This window comes from Marivita sp. NO-S04 (assembly GCF_059070475.1).
The window spans coordinates 135751-153000 of record NZ_CM180980.1 but is presented as its reverse complement, the minus strand read 5'-3'; the positions used below and the strand labels follow the sequence as shown (position 1 = coordinate 153000).

Here is a 17250-nt window from a genome sequence, read left to right as displayed (position 1 = left end):
ATGGACGTGTTGTACTTCGCTTGGGTCCGGGAACGGATTGGATTGCCCAAGGAGACCGTGACCACGGATGCGGAAACCGTGTCGGATCTTGTGGCTGAACTGCGCGCCCGCGAAGACCGCTATGATCTCGCTTTTTCCGACCTCAGTGCGTTGCGAGTTGCGGTCGATCAGGAACTCACCGACTTCGACGCGTCGATCAAAGGTGCACGGGAAGTGGCATTCTTTCCACCGATGACGGGCGGCTGATGCGCATCGTTGTCCAAGAGGCCCCGTTCGATTTTGGAGCAGAGGCGGAAGCCTTTGCAAATGGTCGCCACGATATGGGCGCGATCGTCACCTTTACAGGCGTGGTGCGGGATTTCGGCTATGGCGGGCTGGATACCATGGAGATCGAGCACTACCCCGGTATGACGCAGAAAGCGCTGGAAGCCATTGCCTCCGATGCGGTGACTCGGTGGTCCTTGGGCGACGTTCTCGTGATCCACCGTTATGGACGGATGGAGCCGGGCGAAAAAATCATGATGGTTGCCACCGCAGCACCGCATCGCAAGGACGCGTTCGAAGCGGCGCAATACCTGATGGACTACCTCAAGTCCCGTGCGCCGTTCTGGAAGAAAGAACACGCAACGACCGGTGAAACCAATTGGGTGGCCGCGAAAGACGAAGACGAGAACGCGCTCACGCGGTGGTAGCTTGTTTGATGGCATGATCGGTCATATGATTTGACCAATTCAACCAGTCACGAGCACCATGCCTTTTCAACCAGTCACACCAGAAAAGCTGTCCACCTCGGTCACCCGCCAGATTGAAAAGCTGATCCTGCAAGGCATTCTGCGGCCTGGCGAACGTTTGCCGTCGGAACGCGAACTTGCGGAACGACTGAATGTCTCGCGCCCGTCCCTGCGGGAATCCATCGCGGACCTGTCCGAGCGCGGTTTGCTCACCAGCCGCGCCGGGGCCGGGGTCTACGTGGCAGATGTCCTTGGCTCGGCGTTCTCGGATGCATTGATCCAACTGTTTGCCAACCACGACGAAGCGGTGTTCGACTACCTGTCCTTCCGCCGCGACATGGAAGGGCTGGCGGCGGAACGCGCTGCTAGGTTGGCGTCTGACACGGACCTCAAGGTCATCAACACTGTGTTCGAGCGCATGGAAGCCGCCCACCAAAAACGCAATCCCGGCGATGAGGCCGCACTTGATGCAGAGTTTCATCTGTCGATCATCGAAGCCAGCCACAACGTTATCATGCTTCACATGATGCGATCAATGTACCAGCTTTTGCGCGAGGGCGTGTTCTACAACCGTCAGATCATGTTCCGCCAACGCACGACCCGCGCAACGCTGCTCGACCAGCACCGGGCGATCAACGATGCGCTGCAGGCGCGGGAACCCGAAGCAGCCCGCAAGGCTGTGGTGGATCATCTGACCTATGTCGAATCGTGCCTCGCGGACAACCGCAAGGCAGAGGCGCATGAAGCCGTAGCGCGGCAACGATACGAGCACACGCTGGCGAAGGGCTGAAATGCGTCAATGCATTTCAGCGAAACCATGAATGCTTAGCGTCCTAGCTCGCCACGCGCGCTTTCATCAGCCCATCTTCCTTGAGCTTGGCGTGGCATTCATCCAGCGACTGCCAAGCCCGTTCGATCAGCGTGTCGATCTCCTCGTGCGAAATCACCAGCGACGGTGAAATGATCATCCGGTCACCGACATGGCGCATGATCAGGTTGTTGGCAAAGCAGCGTTCCCGACACACGAACCCGACAGTCCCGGCTTCGGCCTCGAACGCCGCGCGCGACGCCTTATCCGGCGTCAGGGCAATGGACCCCATCATGCCGATGATCTTGGCTTCGCCCACCAGCGGATGCTCTGCCAGGCTCTCAAACTTTTCCTTCAGATAAGGTCCGGTTTGTTCCCGCACGCGGGTCACGATGCCTTCTTCATCAAGGATACGCAGGTTTTCCAACGCCACAGCGCAGGCAACTGGATGGCCCGAATAGGTGTAGCCGTGGTTGAACTCGACATTGTTGATGACCTCGGCCACCTCGTCACAGATCAACGATCCGCCGATGGGCTGGTACCCCGAGGACAGACCCTTTGCGATGGTCATGATATGCGGACGGATATTCATCGTCTGCGATCCGAACCAATTACCGGTTCGGCCGAATCCACAGATCACCTCATCCGCAATCAACAGGATACCGTATTTGTCGACGATGCGCTGAATCTCGGGCCAGTAGGTCTCGGGCGGCACGATCACGCCACCTGCGCCCTGCACCGGCTCTGCGATGAAGGCGGCAACCCGGTCCGGTCCGAGCTCCTCAATAGCTGCCTCAAGCTGACGCGCTCGCTCTAACCCGAATTCCTCGGGTGTCATGTCACCGCCTTCGGACCACCAGTTTGGCTGGTCGATATGGTGAATGTTCGGAATAGGCATGCCGCCCTGCATGTGCATGCCCTTCATACCACCCAGCGAGCCAGAGCCCACGGACGAGCCGTGATAGGCATTCCAACGCGAGATCACGATATTCTTCTCAGGCTGGCCCTTCTCGGCCCAATAGGTGCGCACAAGCCGCAGATTGGTGTCGTTCGCTTCGGAACCGGAGCCTGCGAAAAAGACCTGATTGAACCCCTCGGGCGCCAGTTCAGCCAGTTTCTGCGCCAACGCGATCGCCGGCACATGCGTCGTTTGGAAGAAGGTGTTGTAATAGGGCAGCTCTTCCATCTGCCGTGCTGCGGCCTGCGCAAGTTCCTTGCGACCATAGCCGATATTCACGCACCAGAGACCCGCCATAGCATCGAGAATGCGGTGCCCGTCACTGTCAGTCAGCCAAACACCATCCGCCCTCGTGATGACCCGCGCGCCTTTTGCGGCCAGTCCAGACCCATGTGTGAAAGGGTGCATGTGATGCGCCGCATCGAGGGCCTGCAATTCTGCCGTGGGCATGTGGTTGGTGATGGTGACCATGGAAGCAAATCCTTTTCCAGAAGGTTGCTGCCAAAATATGATCAAATTATTTCAAGTCAATCGAATCAGATGAGTCCCTGACGGATTTGTTCCATGCCCTGCTCCACATCCCCCACCATCGCATCTGCCGCCGCTTCACCATCGCTTGACCCAAGGGCAGCCAACACATCCTTGTGACGGTCCGGAAGGTTGCGCGTTCCGAATTGCCCGCAGACCACTCGCAGCGATGGACCAAAGCGCAACCAAAGCCGATCCACCATCTCGGTCAGGATCGGCGCTTGCGCCAAAGCGTTCAGATCGGCGTGGAAGCTGTGGTTCTCGACAAGGTAGCGCTGAACATCTCCGCGCCGGATCGCGGCATCCAGACGCTGGTCGATCTCCGCCAGCCGCACGACATCGTGTGGTGTTGCGCGATACGCCGCCCTCCGAGCAAGTTCAGGCTCCAACGCCTTACGCGCAATGCTCAGTTCTTCGATCGCCTGCGCATCCAGAACGGGGACTGCGATTCGGCGGTTGCCCAGAAATTCAAGCGCCCCTTCCGCTGTCAAACGGCGCAAAGCCTCCCGCACAGGGGTCATTCCGACACCCAATGCTTCGGTCAAACCCTGAATCGTCACCGGTTGGCCGGGCTCGAATTCTCCGAACAGAATCTGATCGCGCAATTGTCGATACACCAGCTCATGCACGGGCAAGCGGACCGGCTCTGCCATTGGTTTCAATGAAATCTGTCCGGCCATCTCTTTCCTTACGAACTGCTGCACGTTTGGGCAGAATGCCTGATTACCTGCCTCTGACAAGTCATCTTGCACGTTCCAAACGGAAGTGGAAACATCTGGAGTATTGCCAGACCGGGCAAGATTTGATCAAATTCAAATCCACAGGGCCGGAAGTGCTCTGGGATCAACGGGAGACTTTCATGAAAACCCATCTGCTGACCATGACCGCAGGTGCCGCACTTATGGCTTCACTCGCAACGGCCGAGGAAGTGCGCGTCTACAACTGGTCTGACTACATCGACGAAGGGCTGCTCACCAAGTTCGAAGAAGAAACCGGGATCGACCTGATCTACGACGTGTTCGACAGCAACGAACTGCTCGAAACCAAGATGCTGGCCGGCGGGTCGGGCTATGATGTCGTGGTTCCGACAGGCACGTTCTTGCAACGCCAGATCCAAGCAGGCGCGTTCCAGAAACTCGACATGTCGAAACTGTCGAACAAAGACAACATGTGGGACGTGATCGAAAAGCGCACAGCGCAATACGATCCGGGCAACGAATACTCGATCAACTACATGTGGGGCACCACTGGAATCGGTGTGAATACCGTTAAGGTGACCGAAGTGCTTGGTGCGGACGCGCCGATCAGCTCGCTCGACCTCGTCTTCAACCCCGAGAATATGGAAAAGCTGGCCTCTTGCGGCGTGCATTTCCTTGACGCTCCGACGGAAATGATTCCTGCCGCTTTGACCTATGCAGGTCTCGATCCGGATCGTAAGGATGACGAAGCGCTGGCTGCGGCCGAAGAAGTTCTGATGGCGGTTCGCCCCTATATTCAGAAATTCCACAGCTCTGAATACATCAATGCACTGGCAAACGGCGACATCTGCGTGGCCTTCGGCTGGTCAGGTGACATTCTTCAGGCGCGGGACCGTGCCGCCGAAGCCGACAATGGCGTCGAAGTCGCCTATAACGCTCCGGTCGAAGGGGCTCTGATGTGGTTCGACCAAATGGCGATCCCGGTTGATGCCCCGAATCCAGAGGCTGCGCACACGTTCCTGAACTTCATCATGGACGCGCAGAACATGGCGGCGGCATCGAACTATGTGTACTACGCCAATGGCAACGCGGCCTCCAAAGAGTTCCTGGTAGAGGATGTGATCGGCGATACCGCAATCTACCCGGACGAGGCCACGCTCGATAAACTGTATACTGTGACACCCTTCCCGCCGCGCGAACAGCGGTCGCTGACGCGGATGTGGACCAAGGTAAAGTCGGGCACCTGATCCGAAGCGCTCTAAGTATCCGGCGGGGTTCTCCCGCCGGATAGTGTCTTGGCTCGGAGGTGCCTCAAGTGTCGCAAACCGTTTTCGCCCCATGGGAAGACCCCAACGAAAAGCCGCTTATCCAATTCAAGAACGTCACCAAGCGCTTCGGTGACTTCGTCGCGATTGACAATCTCACGCAGGATATCTTTGCCAAAGAGTTCTTTGCCTTGCTCGGGCCCTCGGGCTGCGGCAAAACCACCATGATGCGGATGCTTGCAGGGTTCGAGGCACCGACCCAAGGGCAGATTTTCATCGCGGGTCAGGACATGGCCAAGATCCCACCGAACAAGCGCGCGGTGAACATGATGTTCCAGTCATACGCACTGTTTCCGCACTTGTCGGTCTGGGAAAACATCGCCTTTGGCCTCAAGCGCGAAGGCAAAGACAAGGACGCAATCGCGGCGCGCGTCGAAGAGATGCTGCGCCTCACCCGTCTGAGCAAATTCGCGAAACGCAAACCCCACCAGATTTCCGGCGGCCAAAGGCAGCGCGTGGCACTCGCCCGCTCCTTGGCCAAAGCCCCAAAATTGCTTCTGCTCGATGAACCACTCGGCGCGCTTGATAAAAAGCTGCGCCAGGACACCCAGTTCGAGCTGATGGACATTCAGGAAAAAACCGGCACCACCTTTTTGATCGTGACCCATGATCAGGAAGAGGCGATGACCGTCGCAAGCCGCGTCGCCGTGATGGACGAAGGCCAGATCATCCAGGTCGCCACACCGGCGCAAATATACGAAGCACCGAATTCCGTTTATGTGGCGGATTTTATCGGCGACGTGAACATCATCTCGGGCCGCGCTAAGCCCAATGGAGAAAAGGTCGCCACACAATGGGCCGAAGGTCAGCCCGACATCATCGGCACGACCGCCACCAAATTCGACGCCGGGCAGGAAATCCACTTTGCCATCCGCCCCGAAAAGGTCGCGATCAGCACAGAAGAACCGCAGGACGCCGCAAACAAAGTGCGGGGCAAAGTCCTCGATATCGCCTATCTTGGCAACATCTCGACCTATCACGTTGAATTGCCCACCGGCCACGTCATCAAGGCGCAGACCGCAAACACCCGCCGACTGTCACGTCGTCAGATCACATGGGAAGACCCGGTTTGGATCAGCTGGACAGACACCGCCGGTGTCCTGTTGGAGCGCTAGAGGATGCGCCGCTTCATCCTCATCGCGGTGCCGTACCTTTGGCTGGTCGCGCTTTTCCTGATCCCGTTTGTTATCGTTCTGAAAATCTCGCTGTCGGACGTGGCTCTGGCGCGTCCACCCTACATGCCACAACTCGATTTCGCTGCCGGGTGGGAGGGGTTCAAAGCGTTCTTCGCTGCGCTCGATTTCGAGAACTTCTGGTTCCTGACCACTGACGATCTTTACTGGAAAGCCTATCTCAGCTCGCTTCAGATCGCGCTCACCTCGACGGTAATAACACTGCTGGTCGGCTATCCCATCGCTTATGCCATGGCACGCGCGGCCCCGGAATGGCGGCCCACACTGCTGATGCTGGTGATCCTGCCCTTCTGGACCAGCTTCCTGATCCGCGTCTACGCATGGATGGGCATCCTGTCGAACGAAGGCCTGTTGAACCAGTTCCTGCTCTGGCTCGGCCTTATCAACGAACCGCTGACGATCCTGAACACCAACACCGCCGTCTATATCGGCATCGTCTACACCTACCTGCCTTTCATGATCCTGCCGATTTATTCGGCGCTGGAACGGATGGATGACAGCCTTCTGGAAGCTGCCGAAGACCTCGGGTGTTCCCGCCTGAGCGCATTTTGGCTGGTAACGATCCCACTGTCGAAAAACGGCATCATCGCAGGCTGTTTCCTTGTCTTCATTCCGGTGATCGGTGAATTCGTAATCCCGTCCCTGCTGGGCGGATCGGGCACCCTGATGATCGGCAAGGTGCTGTGGGAGGAATTTTTCTCCAACCGCGACTGGCCCGTGGCCTCGGCAGTGGCGGTGATCCTGCTCTTGATCCTCGTGATCCCGATCATCCTGTTCCAACGCAACGAACAAAAACAGCGCGAGGCTGAAGGATGAAACGGTTTTCCTGGTTCAACGCCACATCGCTCACGCTTGGCTTTGCGTTTCTCTACGTGCCCATGATCATCTTGGTGGTCTATAGCTTCAACGCGTCCAAACTGGTCACCGTCTGGGCCGGCTTTTCAACCCAATGGTACGGCGAATTAATCCGCAACGAAGAATTCCTGAATGCCGCATGGGTCACCATAAAGGTTGCGGTGATGAGTTCGAGCATCGCCACGGTTCTCGGCACGATGGCAGCGTACGTGCTTGTCCGCGCAGGCCGGTTCAGCGGCCGAACGCTCTTTTCCGGCATGATCTACGCTCCGCTGGTGATGCCCGAAGTCATTACCGGCCTGTCTCTTCTGCTGCTCTTCATCGGCATCGGGCTGGACCGCGGTGTCCTGACCATCGTCCTTGCGCACACCACATTTTCGATGTGCTACGTATCAGTCGTTGTCTCGTCTCGCCTCGTCAGCTTTGACCGATCACTTGAGGAGGCAGCACTTGATCTGGGCTGCTCTCCATTCGAAGCGTTCCGTCTTGTTACCCTGCCGATCATCGCACCCGCCGTGATCTCGGGCTGGCTTTTGGCCTTCACCCTGTCGCTGGATGATCTGGTGATCGCGAGCTTCACCACAGGGCCATCCGCCACCACCCTGCCGATCAAGATCTTCTCGGCGGTGCGCCTTGGCGTCAGCCCTGAAATCAACGCGCTCTCCACGATCATGATAGCCATCGTCACAGTCGGAGTGATCACCGCATCGCTGATCACCAAACAAGCGGCGGTCCGGCAGGCGCGCGACGAGCGAATGGCCGAACGCCCTGCATGAAACGCATCTACGAGTCGGCAGCGTACCAGACACCACAGTCCTGTTGGTGGCGTGACACCAGACCGCCTGCGGATCAGCCACGGTTAGATGGGGATCACAGAACCGAGGTTGCTATCATCGGCGGGGGGTTCACCGGCTTGAACGCCGCGCTGGTCTTGGCAAAAGCGGGTGTCGAAGCGACCGTCATTGATGCCGAACAGCCCGGTTGGGGCGCATCTGGGCGCAATGGCGGGTTTTGCTGCCTCGGCGGCTCCAAACTGAGCGGCGGGATAATGGCGCGCCGTTTCGGCCAAGACCAACGCGCCGAGTGGCACAAGACCGAACGCGCGGCGGTCAACCATGTAGACGCCTTGCTTTCGGACAACCAGATCAATGCCGACCGCCATTCCGACGGTGAAACGCTCTTCGCCCACACGCCGAAAGCCATGCAGGACATATTGGCAAGTCGCGATGACGCCAAGGCGACCTACGGCGTGACACCCGAGATCATCGCGGCAGAGGAACTCCGCCAACGCGGTCTTGGCGGCACGTTCTATGGCGGCATCACGCTGCCGATCGGCTTCGCGCTTAACCCCGCCAAATACCACGCAGGGCTGGCACAAAGCGCGCAGGCGGTCGGGGTGCAACTATTTGGACAATCACCAGCTTTGTCGATCGTCCGCACCGGTGCCACATGGCGCGTCACCACGCCCACCGGGACGATCACCGCCGACAAGGTGATCCTCGCCACCAATGGATATTCATCCGAAGACATCCCCGACTGGCTTCGCGCACGGTATCTTCCGGTGCAATCAAGCATCATCGTCACCCGTCCAATCACCCAAAGCGAGCAAGACCGCCAAGGCTGGACCAGTCTTCAAATGTGCTACGACAGTCGCATCCTGCTGCACTATTTCCGATTGATGCCCGATGGGCGTTTCCTGTTCGGGATGCGGGGCGGATTGCGCGCAACGCCAAATGCCGAAGCCGCTCTGTCGCGAAAAATCCGCGCGGATTTCCACACGCTTTTTCCAGAATGGCGCGATATCGACATCAGCCATGAATGGTCCGGCCTGCTGTGCCTGATGCGCAGGCTGACACCTTTTGCGGGGGCTGTGCCCGATCACCCCGGCCTGTTCGCAGCCATGGGCTATCATGGCAACGGCGTCGCGATGGGCAGTTATCTTGGCGCGCGACTGGCTGAGACCATGGTGGGGCAACGCCCTTCGGGGCCGCTGCCAGCTTTCCTCTCGGCACCTCCGGCACGGTTTCCACTGGGAACTTTGCGACGACTGCTACTTGCGCCAGCCTATTCCGCAGCAACCCTGTTCGATCGCTAGAGCCGGCTTTCGACACGCGGTGGGCACGCAGTTTCGAAACTGCGCCTCAAGCGCGCTCGATCGCGTTTGCCCTTAACCATTTTGAAAAGTCTAGAAACCCGCCCAATCTCTTGTGCCGCTCTCCCCGGTTCGCTATTCCAGACGGAACCACGAATTCAGGGAGGAGCGTCATGCTCAAGCGTCCATTCGACAAGTCGAAACTGCCCAGCCGTCACGTCACCGAAGGCCCCGAGCGCGCGCCGCACCGGTCGTATTACTATGCGATGGGCATGACCGAGGAAGAAATCCACCAGCCTCTGGTCGGCGTCGCCACATGCTGGAACGAAGCCGCCCCCTGTAACATCGCCCTCAACCGTCAGGCTCAGGCCGTGAAGATGGGCGTGAAGCAGGCGATGGGCACACCCCGCGAATTCACCACAATCACTGTCACCGACGGCATCGCGATGGGTCACGAAGGCATGCGCTCTTCGCTCGCCTCGCGCGAAGCGATTGCCGATACGGTCGAACTGACTATGCGCGGCCATTCCTATGACGCGGTTGTCGGCCTCGCGGGCTGCGACAAATCCCTGCCCGGCATGATGATGGCGATGGTCCGTCTCAACGTGCCGTCAGTGTTCATCTATGGCGGATCGATTCTGCCGGGCCGCGCTCCGCAGGTCGAAGAAATCCCTGCTGATTTCCGCTCGCGCGACCTGACCGTTCAGGACATGTTCGAAGCGGTTGGCCGTCACCAAAACAACGAGATGTCGGACAAGGCGCTGGATATGCTGGAACGCGTGGCGTGCCCGTCCGCAGGTGCCTGCGGTGGCCAGTTTACCGCCAACACCATGGCCTGCGTGTCTGAGGCCATCGGTCTGGCGCTGTTCAACTCTTCCGGCATGCCCGCGCCCTACGAATCCCGCGATGCCTATGGCGAAGCGTCGGGTCGCGCGGTCATGGACCTGATCGAACAGAACATCCGTGCCCGTGACGTGGTCACCCGCAAGGCTCTGGAAAACGCGGCACGCGTCGTGGCCTGCACAGGTGGGTCGACCAATGCCGGTCTGCACCTGCCCGCCATCGCGCACGAAGCGGGGATCGAATTCTTCCTCGAAGACGTGTGCGAGATCTTCCGCGACACGCCCTATTTCGTCGACTTGAAGCCGGGCGGCACCTATGTCGCCAAGGATCTCTACGACGCAGGCGGCATTCCCGTCGTGATGAAGGAACTGCGCAAGGCGGGTCTGATCCACGAGGATTGCGTCACCGCCTCCACCCGCACCATCGGCGAAGAGCTTGACCGCATCGAACGCGAAGCGGACGGCAAAGTGATCTACTCCATCGAAACCCCGATCACCAAAACCGGCGGCGTCGTTGGTCTCAAGGGCAACCTTGCCCCTGAAGGTGCGATTGTGAAGGTTGCTGGCATTCCGGCAGAAGGTCAGGTCTTTACCGGCCCGGCCCGCGTGTTCGAATGTGAAGAAGACGCCTTTGCCGCTGTCAAAGCGCGCGACTACAAGGAAGGCGAAGTGCTTGTCATCCGCAACGAAGGCCCCGCTGGTGGCCCCGGCATGCGCGAAATGCTGTCCACAACCGCGGCCCTGTCCGGTCAGGGCATGGGCAAGAAGGTCGCGCTCATCACAGATGGGCGCTTCTCGGGGGCAACCCGTGGCTTCTGCGTGGGCCATGTCGGCCCCGAAGCCGCACAAGGTGGCCCGATCGCTCTTCTCAAGAATGGCGACATGATCACCATCGACGCGGTAAACGGCGCTCTGACGGTCGACCTCTCGGACGAGGAACTTGCCCAGCGCAAGGCGGCATGGACCGGCCCGCGCGAGACGATATACACGTCGGGCGCTATCTGGAAGTTCGCCAAACTTGTCGGCCCGACCTACAAAGGTGCCGTGACGCACCCCGGTGCCGAAGGCGAAAAACACGTGTATTCTGATCTTTGATCCGGACACGCACCACCTTCTATGCCGCGCTCTTGGGCGCGGCATACCTTGCCGGATGTTCCGAGACAGGCGCACTCGGGCGCATGTCATTACTCCAGAACCAAGAGACATCTGAGGCGCTGATACTTGCCTCGACCCGACTTGCCGGGAATGCCATCACGGTGACCGGACCGGACGGCTATTGCATCGACCCAGCCACCATGCGCAGTACGGCAAACTCCGGATTTGCAGCCCTCGCCAGTTGCCACATCATGTCCGGCGGTCAATCCGGCCCCATTGTCGAACCAATGCTGATTACGGTGACCGTCAGCCCCGCATCCGGACCCGCCCCGAACCCGGCCGAACTCGCCCAGGCATTGGGCACGACGCTCTTGCAAAACCGCGAACTCAGCGCGCTGGATCTTGGCCAAATGGCGACCGGAGGAGAGGTCGCGTTTTCAGGCAGCGATCCCAAACACTGGCGCGGCGCGTTTGTACTTGGCCCACATATGATTGGTGTCACGCTCTATGCCCCGACAGACAGCCCGCTGCTCGGGGCGCAAGGGGCTGCGTTTGTGAATACGGTTTCTTCAGCCATTCGTGCTAATGCCAAATTGGACGCTTCAGCGCGTGCAGAACAGTCGCAATCGTCGGTTGATCCACTGGCGATGCGACTTGGCCGTTTATTTGCAAGCAACGATCTGTAATATGGCCCGCAACCGGAACGAAACAGTGACGGACAAAAGGCATCATTTAGGGCGAGCAGCTCATGACGGAAATGAAACCCGGTCTGCTTGATCGTGTCATTCAGCAGTCGGCCCTCAGGCGGTTCCGCCGATGGGCTGAAACCGCTCGAGACATGGACCTCCGCGATTTGCGACGGAACCGGGCTTCGGCGCGGCGCCTGAAATACTTTCTCGACGAATTGCTGCACGTGGCCGACGACCGCCTTGCTTTGCCGGTGATCGGCAATCAAGCGGTGCCGATTCCATATGATGCCGATTGGTCGTGGCGCCCCGAAGTGTGGTGCGGGCCGTTGCCCGTGCAGGGCATCTCGTCGGTTGCCAACAAGTCGATGCTGGGACAGGAAGTGACACTGTTTCACGACTGTGCCCAATCCGAACTGACGCTTCGCCAACTCCGCAACACTCACGCCGAGGATCTGGCGGCCTATGGTCTACGCCTCGATGTGTTCCGGTTCGACGGCTCGTACCTGTCGCTGGTGATCGACCTTCCCACGCAGGCAACGGTCGACCTAAAACGCAAACACCTGGTCCGCTGCGACTTGATCGTCGAACTGGAACGCCCGCTTGAAATCTTCGCCCGGCTGAACATCCAGCACGGGCCGAATACTGAACAAATCGTCCGCGAATTGCCCGTAAACGACCGTCAACTCTCGGTGGAATTTGATCTTGCGTACACAAAGCTGAACGAGAAACGGATCGAAAAGATCTGGATCGACCTGATTTTCGAAAACCCCGAAATGAGCCAGGTCATCCTGCGCGACCTGTTCTTCAGCCGTCGCCCCCGAGCCGAGATGTGAGGACCCGATTATGACCGCGTATTCCATGTCGAAAGCCCGTTTTTTCGAAGGCGTCTGGGAAGGTGTGATCGCCGGAGATTCCGACGACAGCCCAACCCCTAAGATCGACGTCCGCGTGCATGACAAGCCGATCCCGAACGTGTCGCTCGATCCGCTCCCCGATCCGGGGTCTTGGCTACTCAAGGTGCCGGTGCCAACAACTCTTCTGGCCGACGGGGTTCACACCTTTATGATCTCGGAATCATCGCTCGGTCAGGCACTTGGCAATTTCTCAATCATCGCAGGTGACGCTGCCGGAGAAGACATTCGCGCAGAAATGTCGTTGCTGCGGGCAGAACTCGACATGCTCAAACGGTCATTCCGCAGGCATTGCCGCGAAACGGCGTAATCGCCTGTCAGATTAGCAAACCATTCCTGACACAGCCCCACACGGCAAATGATCGTGACCGTGCTTGGCATGTTCGACCCGGCATGCAATCTGTGAACCTCGAAACACACGAGGCAGGATTTGGACTTCTGGATCATCGCAGGGCTTGCCGCCTTCTTGATGGGGCTGTCGAAAGGTGGCGTGCCGATGATTGCGATCTTGGCCGTGCCACTGATGTCCCTGTTCATGGACCCCGCACTTGCGGCTGGCCTGTTGCTGCCGATCTACATCGTCGCGGACATGTACGCGATATACCTGTTCCGCAAAGCGTTTTCGCTGCGTAACCTCAAGATCCTTCTACCGGGTTCTATCGTCGGAATCCTGATCGGATTTGCAGCAGTGTCTTACGTGCCCGGCGACGCGGGCAAGCTGTTGGTGTCCGGGATCGGCTTTTATTATCTCGCAAATGCGCTGTACAACCGCCTGTCCAAAACTCAGGTGCCGCCCCGCCCTGCGGATGTTCCCCGCGGGCTGTTCTGGGGGACGATCACAGGCCTGACCAGCTACATCTCGCACGCAGGGGGACCGCCCTATCAGGCCTATGTGCTGCCGCAAAAGCTCGACAAGATGGTCTATCTTGGAACCACCGCAATCTTCTTCACGATCGTAAACCTGATGAAAGTCCCGCCCTTCATTCTGGCAGGCCAGATCACATGGGACAGCGCCGCACAAGCCGTATGGCTCGCACCCTTCGCCCTTGCCGGAGCGTGGACCGGATCGCGCATTTCCCGCGCCCTGCCCGAACGCATCTTTTTTATCCTGATCGAAGTCGCTCTGGCGCTGGTCTCGATCAAACTGCTGTACGAAGTCTTGGTCGGTTGAACGGCATTCCAGCGGATTGACCTTCCTTCACCGCACAGGCAGGTTAAATTTACAAACCTAACCCGGAGAACCTATGTCACCGCTGCGCGGCATGGTGCTGAAACTCAGCGCTGTCTTGCTCTTCGTCATCATGGCGTCCCTGATCAAGGCAAGCTCCGACGTAGTGCCGCCGGGCGAAGCCGTGTTCTTCCGATCCTTCTTTGCAATCCCGATCATTCTTGGGTGGCTGGTGCTGCGGCGCGACCTCAGCACCGGCTTGCGCACCCGCAATCCCGCGGGGCACTTCTGGCGCGGCCTGATCGGCGTCAGCGCAATGGCTTGTGGATTTGCGGCGCTCGGACTCCTGCCACTGCCCGAGGTCACAGTGCTCGGTTATGCCGCGCCGATTTTGACTGTGGTTTTCGCCGCCCTGCTTCTGGGCGAAAAGATACGGTTGGTGCGAATGTCCGCCGTCATCATCGGTCTTGTGGGCGTGGTAATCGTGATGTTGCCGCAACTGGGCAACGAGTCGATGGGAACCTCCGCCAAGTGGGGTGTGGCATTGGTTCTGGCGTCTGCTGCGTTCAAGGCCTTGGCGCATGTGCATATCCGCAAGCTGGTACAGCATGAAACGACATCTTCTGTCGTGTTCTACTTTGCCGTCACCGCAACCTGCCTGTCGCTATTCACCTCGCCCTTCGGCTGGGTCATGCCTGACGCGCTCACCGCCAGCCAGCTGATCGGCGCGGGGTTCATTGGCGGGGTTGCACAGATCCTGCTGACCGAGGCCTACCGCAATGCCGAGGCTGCGGTGATCGCCCCGTTTGATTATGCATCGATCCTTTTCGCGCTCATCATCGGCTACACGATCTTCGACGAAATCCCGACCATTCACACTCTGATCGGCTCGGTCGTGATCGTCGGCGCAGGCGTCCTGATCATTTGGCGCGAACGCCAACTCGGCGTCAAACGGGGCCCGGCCCGATCAAACCTCACTCCGCACGGTTGATTGCATTTCCCCCGAATGGGTCTTAGATCACATCCAGCTAAGACAGGGTGACGGGAGCCGCACTGCATGAACTGGATCACCAACTACGTCCGACCCCGGATCAACTCGATCTTTTCGCGCCGCGAGATCCCCGAGAACCTTTGGGTCAAATGCGACGACTGCGGCACCATGCTGTTCCACCGCGAAATGTCGGACAATCTCAATGTGTGTTCCAACTGCGGCCACCACATGAACATAACCCCGCGCGACCGCTTTCAGGGTTTGTTCGACGGCGGCATCTTCACCGAGGTAGACGTGCCGGAACCCCTGCACGACCCGCTGCAATTCCGCGACCAAAAGAAATACCCCGAACGGATGCGCGCTGCGCAAAAGGCCACAGGCGAAAAAGAAGCGATGCTGGTTGCCACTGGTGAGGTCGGTCGCACCCCCATTGTCGCCGCCGCGCAGGATTTCAGCTTCATGGCGGGCTCTATGGGCATGTATGTTGGCAACGCCATCATCGCCGCGGCTGAGAAAGCCGTTGAACTGCGCCGCCCACTGGTGCTGTTTTCGGCTGCGGGTGGCGCGCGCATGCAGGAAGGCATCCTGAGCCTGATGCAAATGCCCCGCACCACCGTCGCCGTGCAGATGCTGAAAGAAGCGAACCTGCCCTATATCGTCGTCCTCACCCATCCGACGACCGGCGGTGTGACAGCCTCCTACGCCATGCTGGGCGACATCCAAATCGCCGAACCTGGCGCGCTGATCTGTTTCGCCGGGCCCCGCGTGATTGAACAGACCATCCGCGAGAAACTGCCCGAAGGCTTCCAACGCGCGGAATACCTGCTGGAGCACGGGATGCTCGACCGCGTAACCGACCGTCGCAAACTGCGCGAAGAACTTGTGCAGATCATCCGGATGCTCATGCACATGCCACCGCCTGTCGCAGGCGACTTGCCCGCACCCTCCCCTGCCGAGCCCACACCGGTGCCCCCCACACCGCCGTCTGAACAAACATCATGAGCACACAAATCGGGTCGGACGTCATCCTTGACCGGATGATGGCGCTTCATCCGAAGGTGATCGACCTCACCTTGGACCGCGTCTGGGCGCTGCTGAACGCGCTCGACAATCCCGAACGCGCCTTACCGCCCGTGATCCATATCGCCGGAACCAATGGTAAAGGGTCGACACAGGCCATGATCCGCGCCGGGCTCGAGGCTGCTGGCAAAAGCGTACACGCGTATACGTCTCCGCATCTGGCACGATTCCACGAACGCATCCGCCTTTCAGGTGACCTGATCACCGAAGCCCACCTGACCGAGGTGCTCGACGAATGCTACCGCGCCAATGGCGGCGCCAACATCACCTATTTCGAAATCACCACCTGCGCCGCCCTGTTGGCCTTTGCCCGCACGCCTGCCGATTATACGCTTCTTGAGGTCGGCCTAGGCGGACGGCTTGACGCGACCAACGTGATCGACACACCCGCGCTGACCATCATCACACCTGTGTCGATGGATCACGAAGGCTTCCTTGGTGACACGCTCGCCAAGATCGCAGGCGAAAAGGCCGGGATCATCAAACGCGGCGTCCCCTGCGTTGTCGGTCCGCAAGCCGACGAGGCGATGGACGTGATCGAAGCACAAGCGGCGCGTCTGGGTGCGCCGTTGCTTGCTTATGGGCAACACTGGCACGTATCCGAAGAACGCGGGCGGCTGGTCTATCAGGACGAAACAGGCCTGCTTGATCTCGACCTGCCCAACCTGCCCGGCCAGCACCAAGTCCAGAACGCCGGCGCAGCATTGGCGGCGCTCCGGCACCTGAACATGCCCGAGACATCCTTCGACGGTGCGGTGCAAAACGCCTACTGGCCCGCCCGCATGCAGCACCTCAAGGGCACATCGCTCAACGACCTTGCGCCGCAGACCGACCTCTGGCTCGACGGCGGGCACAACCCAGCAGCAGGAGAAGCACTGTCCGCGCACCTGCGGGGGCTGCCCAAGCGACCAACCTACCTGATCTGCGGTATGCTCAACACCAAGGATGTGCGCGGCTATCTGCGCCCCTTGGCTGGCGTTGCCGATCACCTGACCGCGATTTCCATCCCCGGTGAGACCAACACGCTCAGCGCTGCAGATACCGAAAAAGCGGCAAAGGATGTCGGCTTGAACGCCAATCAGGCCGACAGCGTGGAAACTGCACTGCGTCAGATCGCGTCAGCCGAACCGCAAGCGCGTGTTCTGATCTGTGGATCGCTGTATCTTGCAGGTCATATTCTGCGACGGATCGGGTGACCCAAATTGCACGAAAGTCACTTTATATTGACCCAAATGCATTGAACTGCCTATATATTGCTTAAAAAAGAGCAGTGTCCGCGCAAGCGA

The 17250-nt window shown here is 59.2% G+C and carries 18 protein-coding genes; 16 read left to right on the top strand and 2 right to left on the bottom strand.

Annotation, left to right across the window (positions count from 1 at the left end; genetic code table 11):
• From moaD to ACK3EW_RS00760, 3 genes are read left to right on the top strand one after another with little or no spacing between them, the layout of a single operon-like run.
• Nucleotides 1–246: a molybdopterin converting factor subunit 1 gene (gene moaD, locus ACK3EW_RS00770; RefSeq protein WP_085627901.1), complete on the top strand. Its 246-nt coding sequence runs from the start codon at nucleotides 1–3 to the stop codon at nucleotides 244–246.
• Nucleotides 246–692 carry a molybdenum cofactor biosynthesis protein MoaE gene (locus ACK3EW_RS00765; protein WP_493808080.1) on the top strand — a complete coding sequence of 149 codons (447 nt, stop codon included), beginning with the start codon at nucleotides 246–248 and terminating at the stop codon, nucleotides 690–692. Before moaD ends, ACK3EW_RS00765 begins: the two co-directional genes overlap by 1 nt.
• Before the next feature lie 58 nt (nucleotides 693–750).
• A complete protein-coding gene (locus ACK3EW_RS00760; protein ID WP_493808079.1) occupies nucleotides 751–1521 on the top strand; it encodes an FCD domain-containing protein in 771 nt (256 codons plus the stop codon).
• A gap of 43 nt (nucleotides 1522–1564) precedes the next feature.
• On the opposite strand, the gene ACK3EW_RS00755 is transcribed toward ACK3EW_RS00760, so the two are convergent.
• Complete coding sequence (locus ACK3EW_RS00755; protein WP_493808078.1) at nucleotides 1565–2968, bottom strand: aspartate aminotransferase family protein; 1404 nt, start codon at nucleotides 2966–2968, stop codon at nucleotides 1565–1567.
• Nucleotides 2969–3033: 65 nt separating this feature from the next.
• Nucleotides 3034–3705 carry a GntR family transcriptional regulator gene (locus tag ACK3EW_RS00750; protein WP_493808077.1) on the bottom strand — a complete coding sequence of 224 codons (672 nt, stop codon included), beginning with the start codon at nucleotides 3703–3705 and terminating at the stop codon, nucleotides 3034–3036.
• 179 nt (nucleotides 3706–3884) lie between these two features.
• Here ACK3EW_RS00750 and ACK3EW_RS00745 point away from each other — a divergent pair, with 179 nt between their 5' ends.
• The 13 genes from ACK3EW_RS00745 (at nucleotide 3885) to ACK3EW_RS00685 (ending at nucleotide 17160) form a co-directional block, all read left to right on the top strand.
• Nucleotides 3885–4970, top strand: coding sequence for a polyamine ABC transporter substrate-binding protein (locus ACK3EW_RS00745; RefSeq protein WP_493808076.1), 1086 nt, complete (start codon nucleotides 3885–3887; stop codon nucleotides 4968–4970).
• Nucleotides 4971–5038: 68 nt separating this feature from the next.
• Nucleotides 5039–6163 (top strand): ABC transporter ATP-binding protein, encoded by a 1125-nt coding sequence (locus ACK3EW_RS00740; protein ID WP_493808075.1) that lies wholly within the window; start codon nucleotides 5039–5041, stop codon nucleotides 6161–6163.
• A gap of 3 nt (nucleotides 6164–6166) precedes the next feature.
• Nucleotides 6167–7057 carry an ABC transporter permease subunit gene (locus ACK3EW_RS00735; protein ID WP_085627895.1) on the top strand — a complete coding sequence of 297 codons (891 nt, stop codon included), beginning with the start codon at nucleotides 6167–6169 and terminating at the stop codon, nucleotides 7055–7057.
• Nucleotides 7054–7872 carry an ABC transporter permease gene (locus ACK3EW_RS00730; RefSeq protein WP_439118914.1) on the top strand — a complete coding sequence of 273 codons (819 nt, stop codon included), beginning with the start codon at nucleotides 7054–7056 and terminating at the stop codon, nucleotides 7870–7872. Before ACK3EW_RS00735 ends, ACK3EW_RS00730 begins: the two co-directional genes overlap by 4 nt.
• Nucleotides 7869–9191 carry an NAD(P)/FAD-dependent oxidoreductase gene (locus ACK3EW_RS00725; RefSeq protein WP_493808074.1) on the top strand — a complete coding sequence of 441 codons (1323 nt, stop codon included), beginning with the start codon at nucleotides 7869–7871 and terminating at the stop codon, nucleotides 9189–9191. Before ACK3EW_RS00730 ends, ACK3EW_RS00725 begins: the two co-directional genes overlap by 4 nt.
• Before the next feature lie 170 nt (nucleotides 9192–9361).
• Entirely contained in the window at nucleotides 9362–11125 is a 1764-nt protein-coding gene (gene ilvD / locus ACK3EW_RS00720) for a dihydroxy-acid dehydratase (protein WP_493808073.1), read from the top strand.
• An 83-nt stretch (nucleotides 11126–11208) separates the two neighbouring features.
• Nucleotides 11209–11811, top strand: a complete 603-nt coding sequence (locus tag ACK3EW_RS00715; RefSeq protein WP_493808072.1) for a dihydroxy-acid dehydratase — start codon at nucleotides 11209–11211, stop codon at nucleotides 11809–11811.
• 62 nt (nucleotides 11812–11873) lie between these two features.
• Nucleotides 11874–12647, top strand: a complete 774-nt coding sequence (locus ACK3EW_RS00710) for a DUF6478 family protein (RefSeq protein WP_493808071.1) — start codon at nucleotides 11874–11876, stop codon at nucleotides 12645–12647.
• A 10-nt stretch (nucleotides 12648–12657) separates the two neighbouring features.
• Nucleotides 12658–13035 carry a hypothetical protein gene (locus ACK3EW_RS00705; RefSeq protein WP_493808070.1) on the top strand — a complete coding sequence of 126 codons (378 nt, stop codon included), beginning with the start codon at nucleotides 12658–12660 and terminating at the stop codon, nucleotides 13033–13035.
• A 120-nt stretch (nucleotides 13036–13155) separates the two neighbouring features.
• Entirely contained in the window at nucleotides 13156–13896 is a 741-nt protein-coding gene (locus ACK3EW_RS00700) for a sulfite exporter TauE/SafE family protein (RefSeq protein ID WP_493808069.1), read from the top strand.
• A 73-nt stretch (nucleotides 13897–13969) separates the two neighbouring features.
• Complete coding sequence (locus ACK3EW_RS00695; RefSeq protein WP_085627888.1) at nucleotides 13970–14884, top strand: DMT family transporter; 915 nt, start codon at nucleotides 13970–13972, stop codon at nucleotides 14882–14884.
• Between the two features lie 66 nt (nucleotides 14885–14950).
• The gene (accD, locus tag ACK3EW_RS00690; protein ID WP_493808068.1) at nucleotides 14951–15886 is read left to right on the top strand and encodes an acetyl-CoA carboxylase, carboxyltransferase subunit beta; all 936 of its coding nucleotides are present in this window, start codon (nucleotides 14951–14953) and stop codon (nucleotides 15884–15886) included.
• Nucleotides 15883–17160, top strand: coding sequence for a bifunctional folylpolyglutamate synthase/dihydrofolate synthase (locus ACK3EW_RS00685; protein ID WP_493808067.1), 1278 nt, complete (start codon nucleotides 15883–15885; stop codon nucleotides 17158–17160). The genes accD and ACK3EW_RS00685 overlap by 4 nt, the downstream gene beginning before the upstream one ends.
• Nucleotides 17161–17250: the final 90 nt, after the last annotated feature.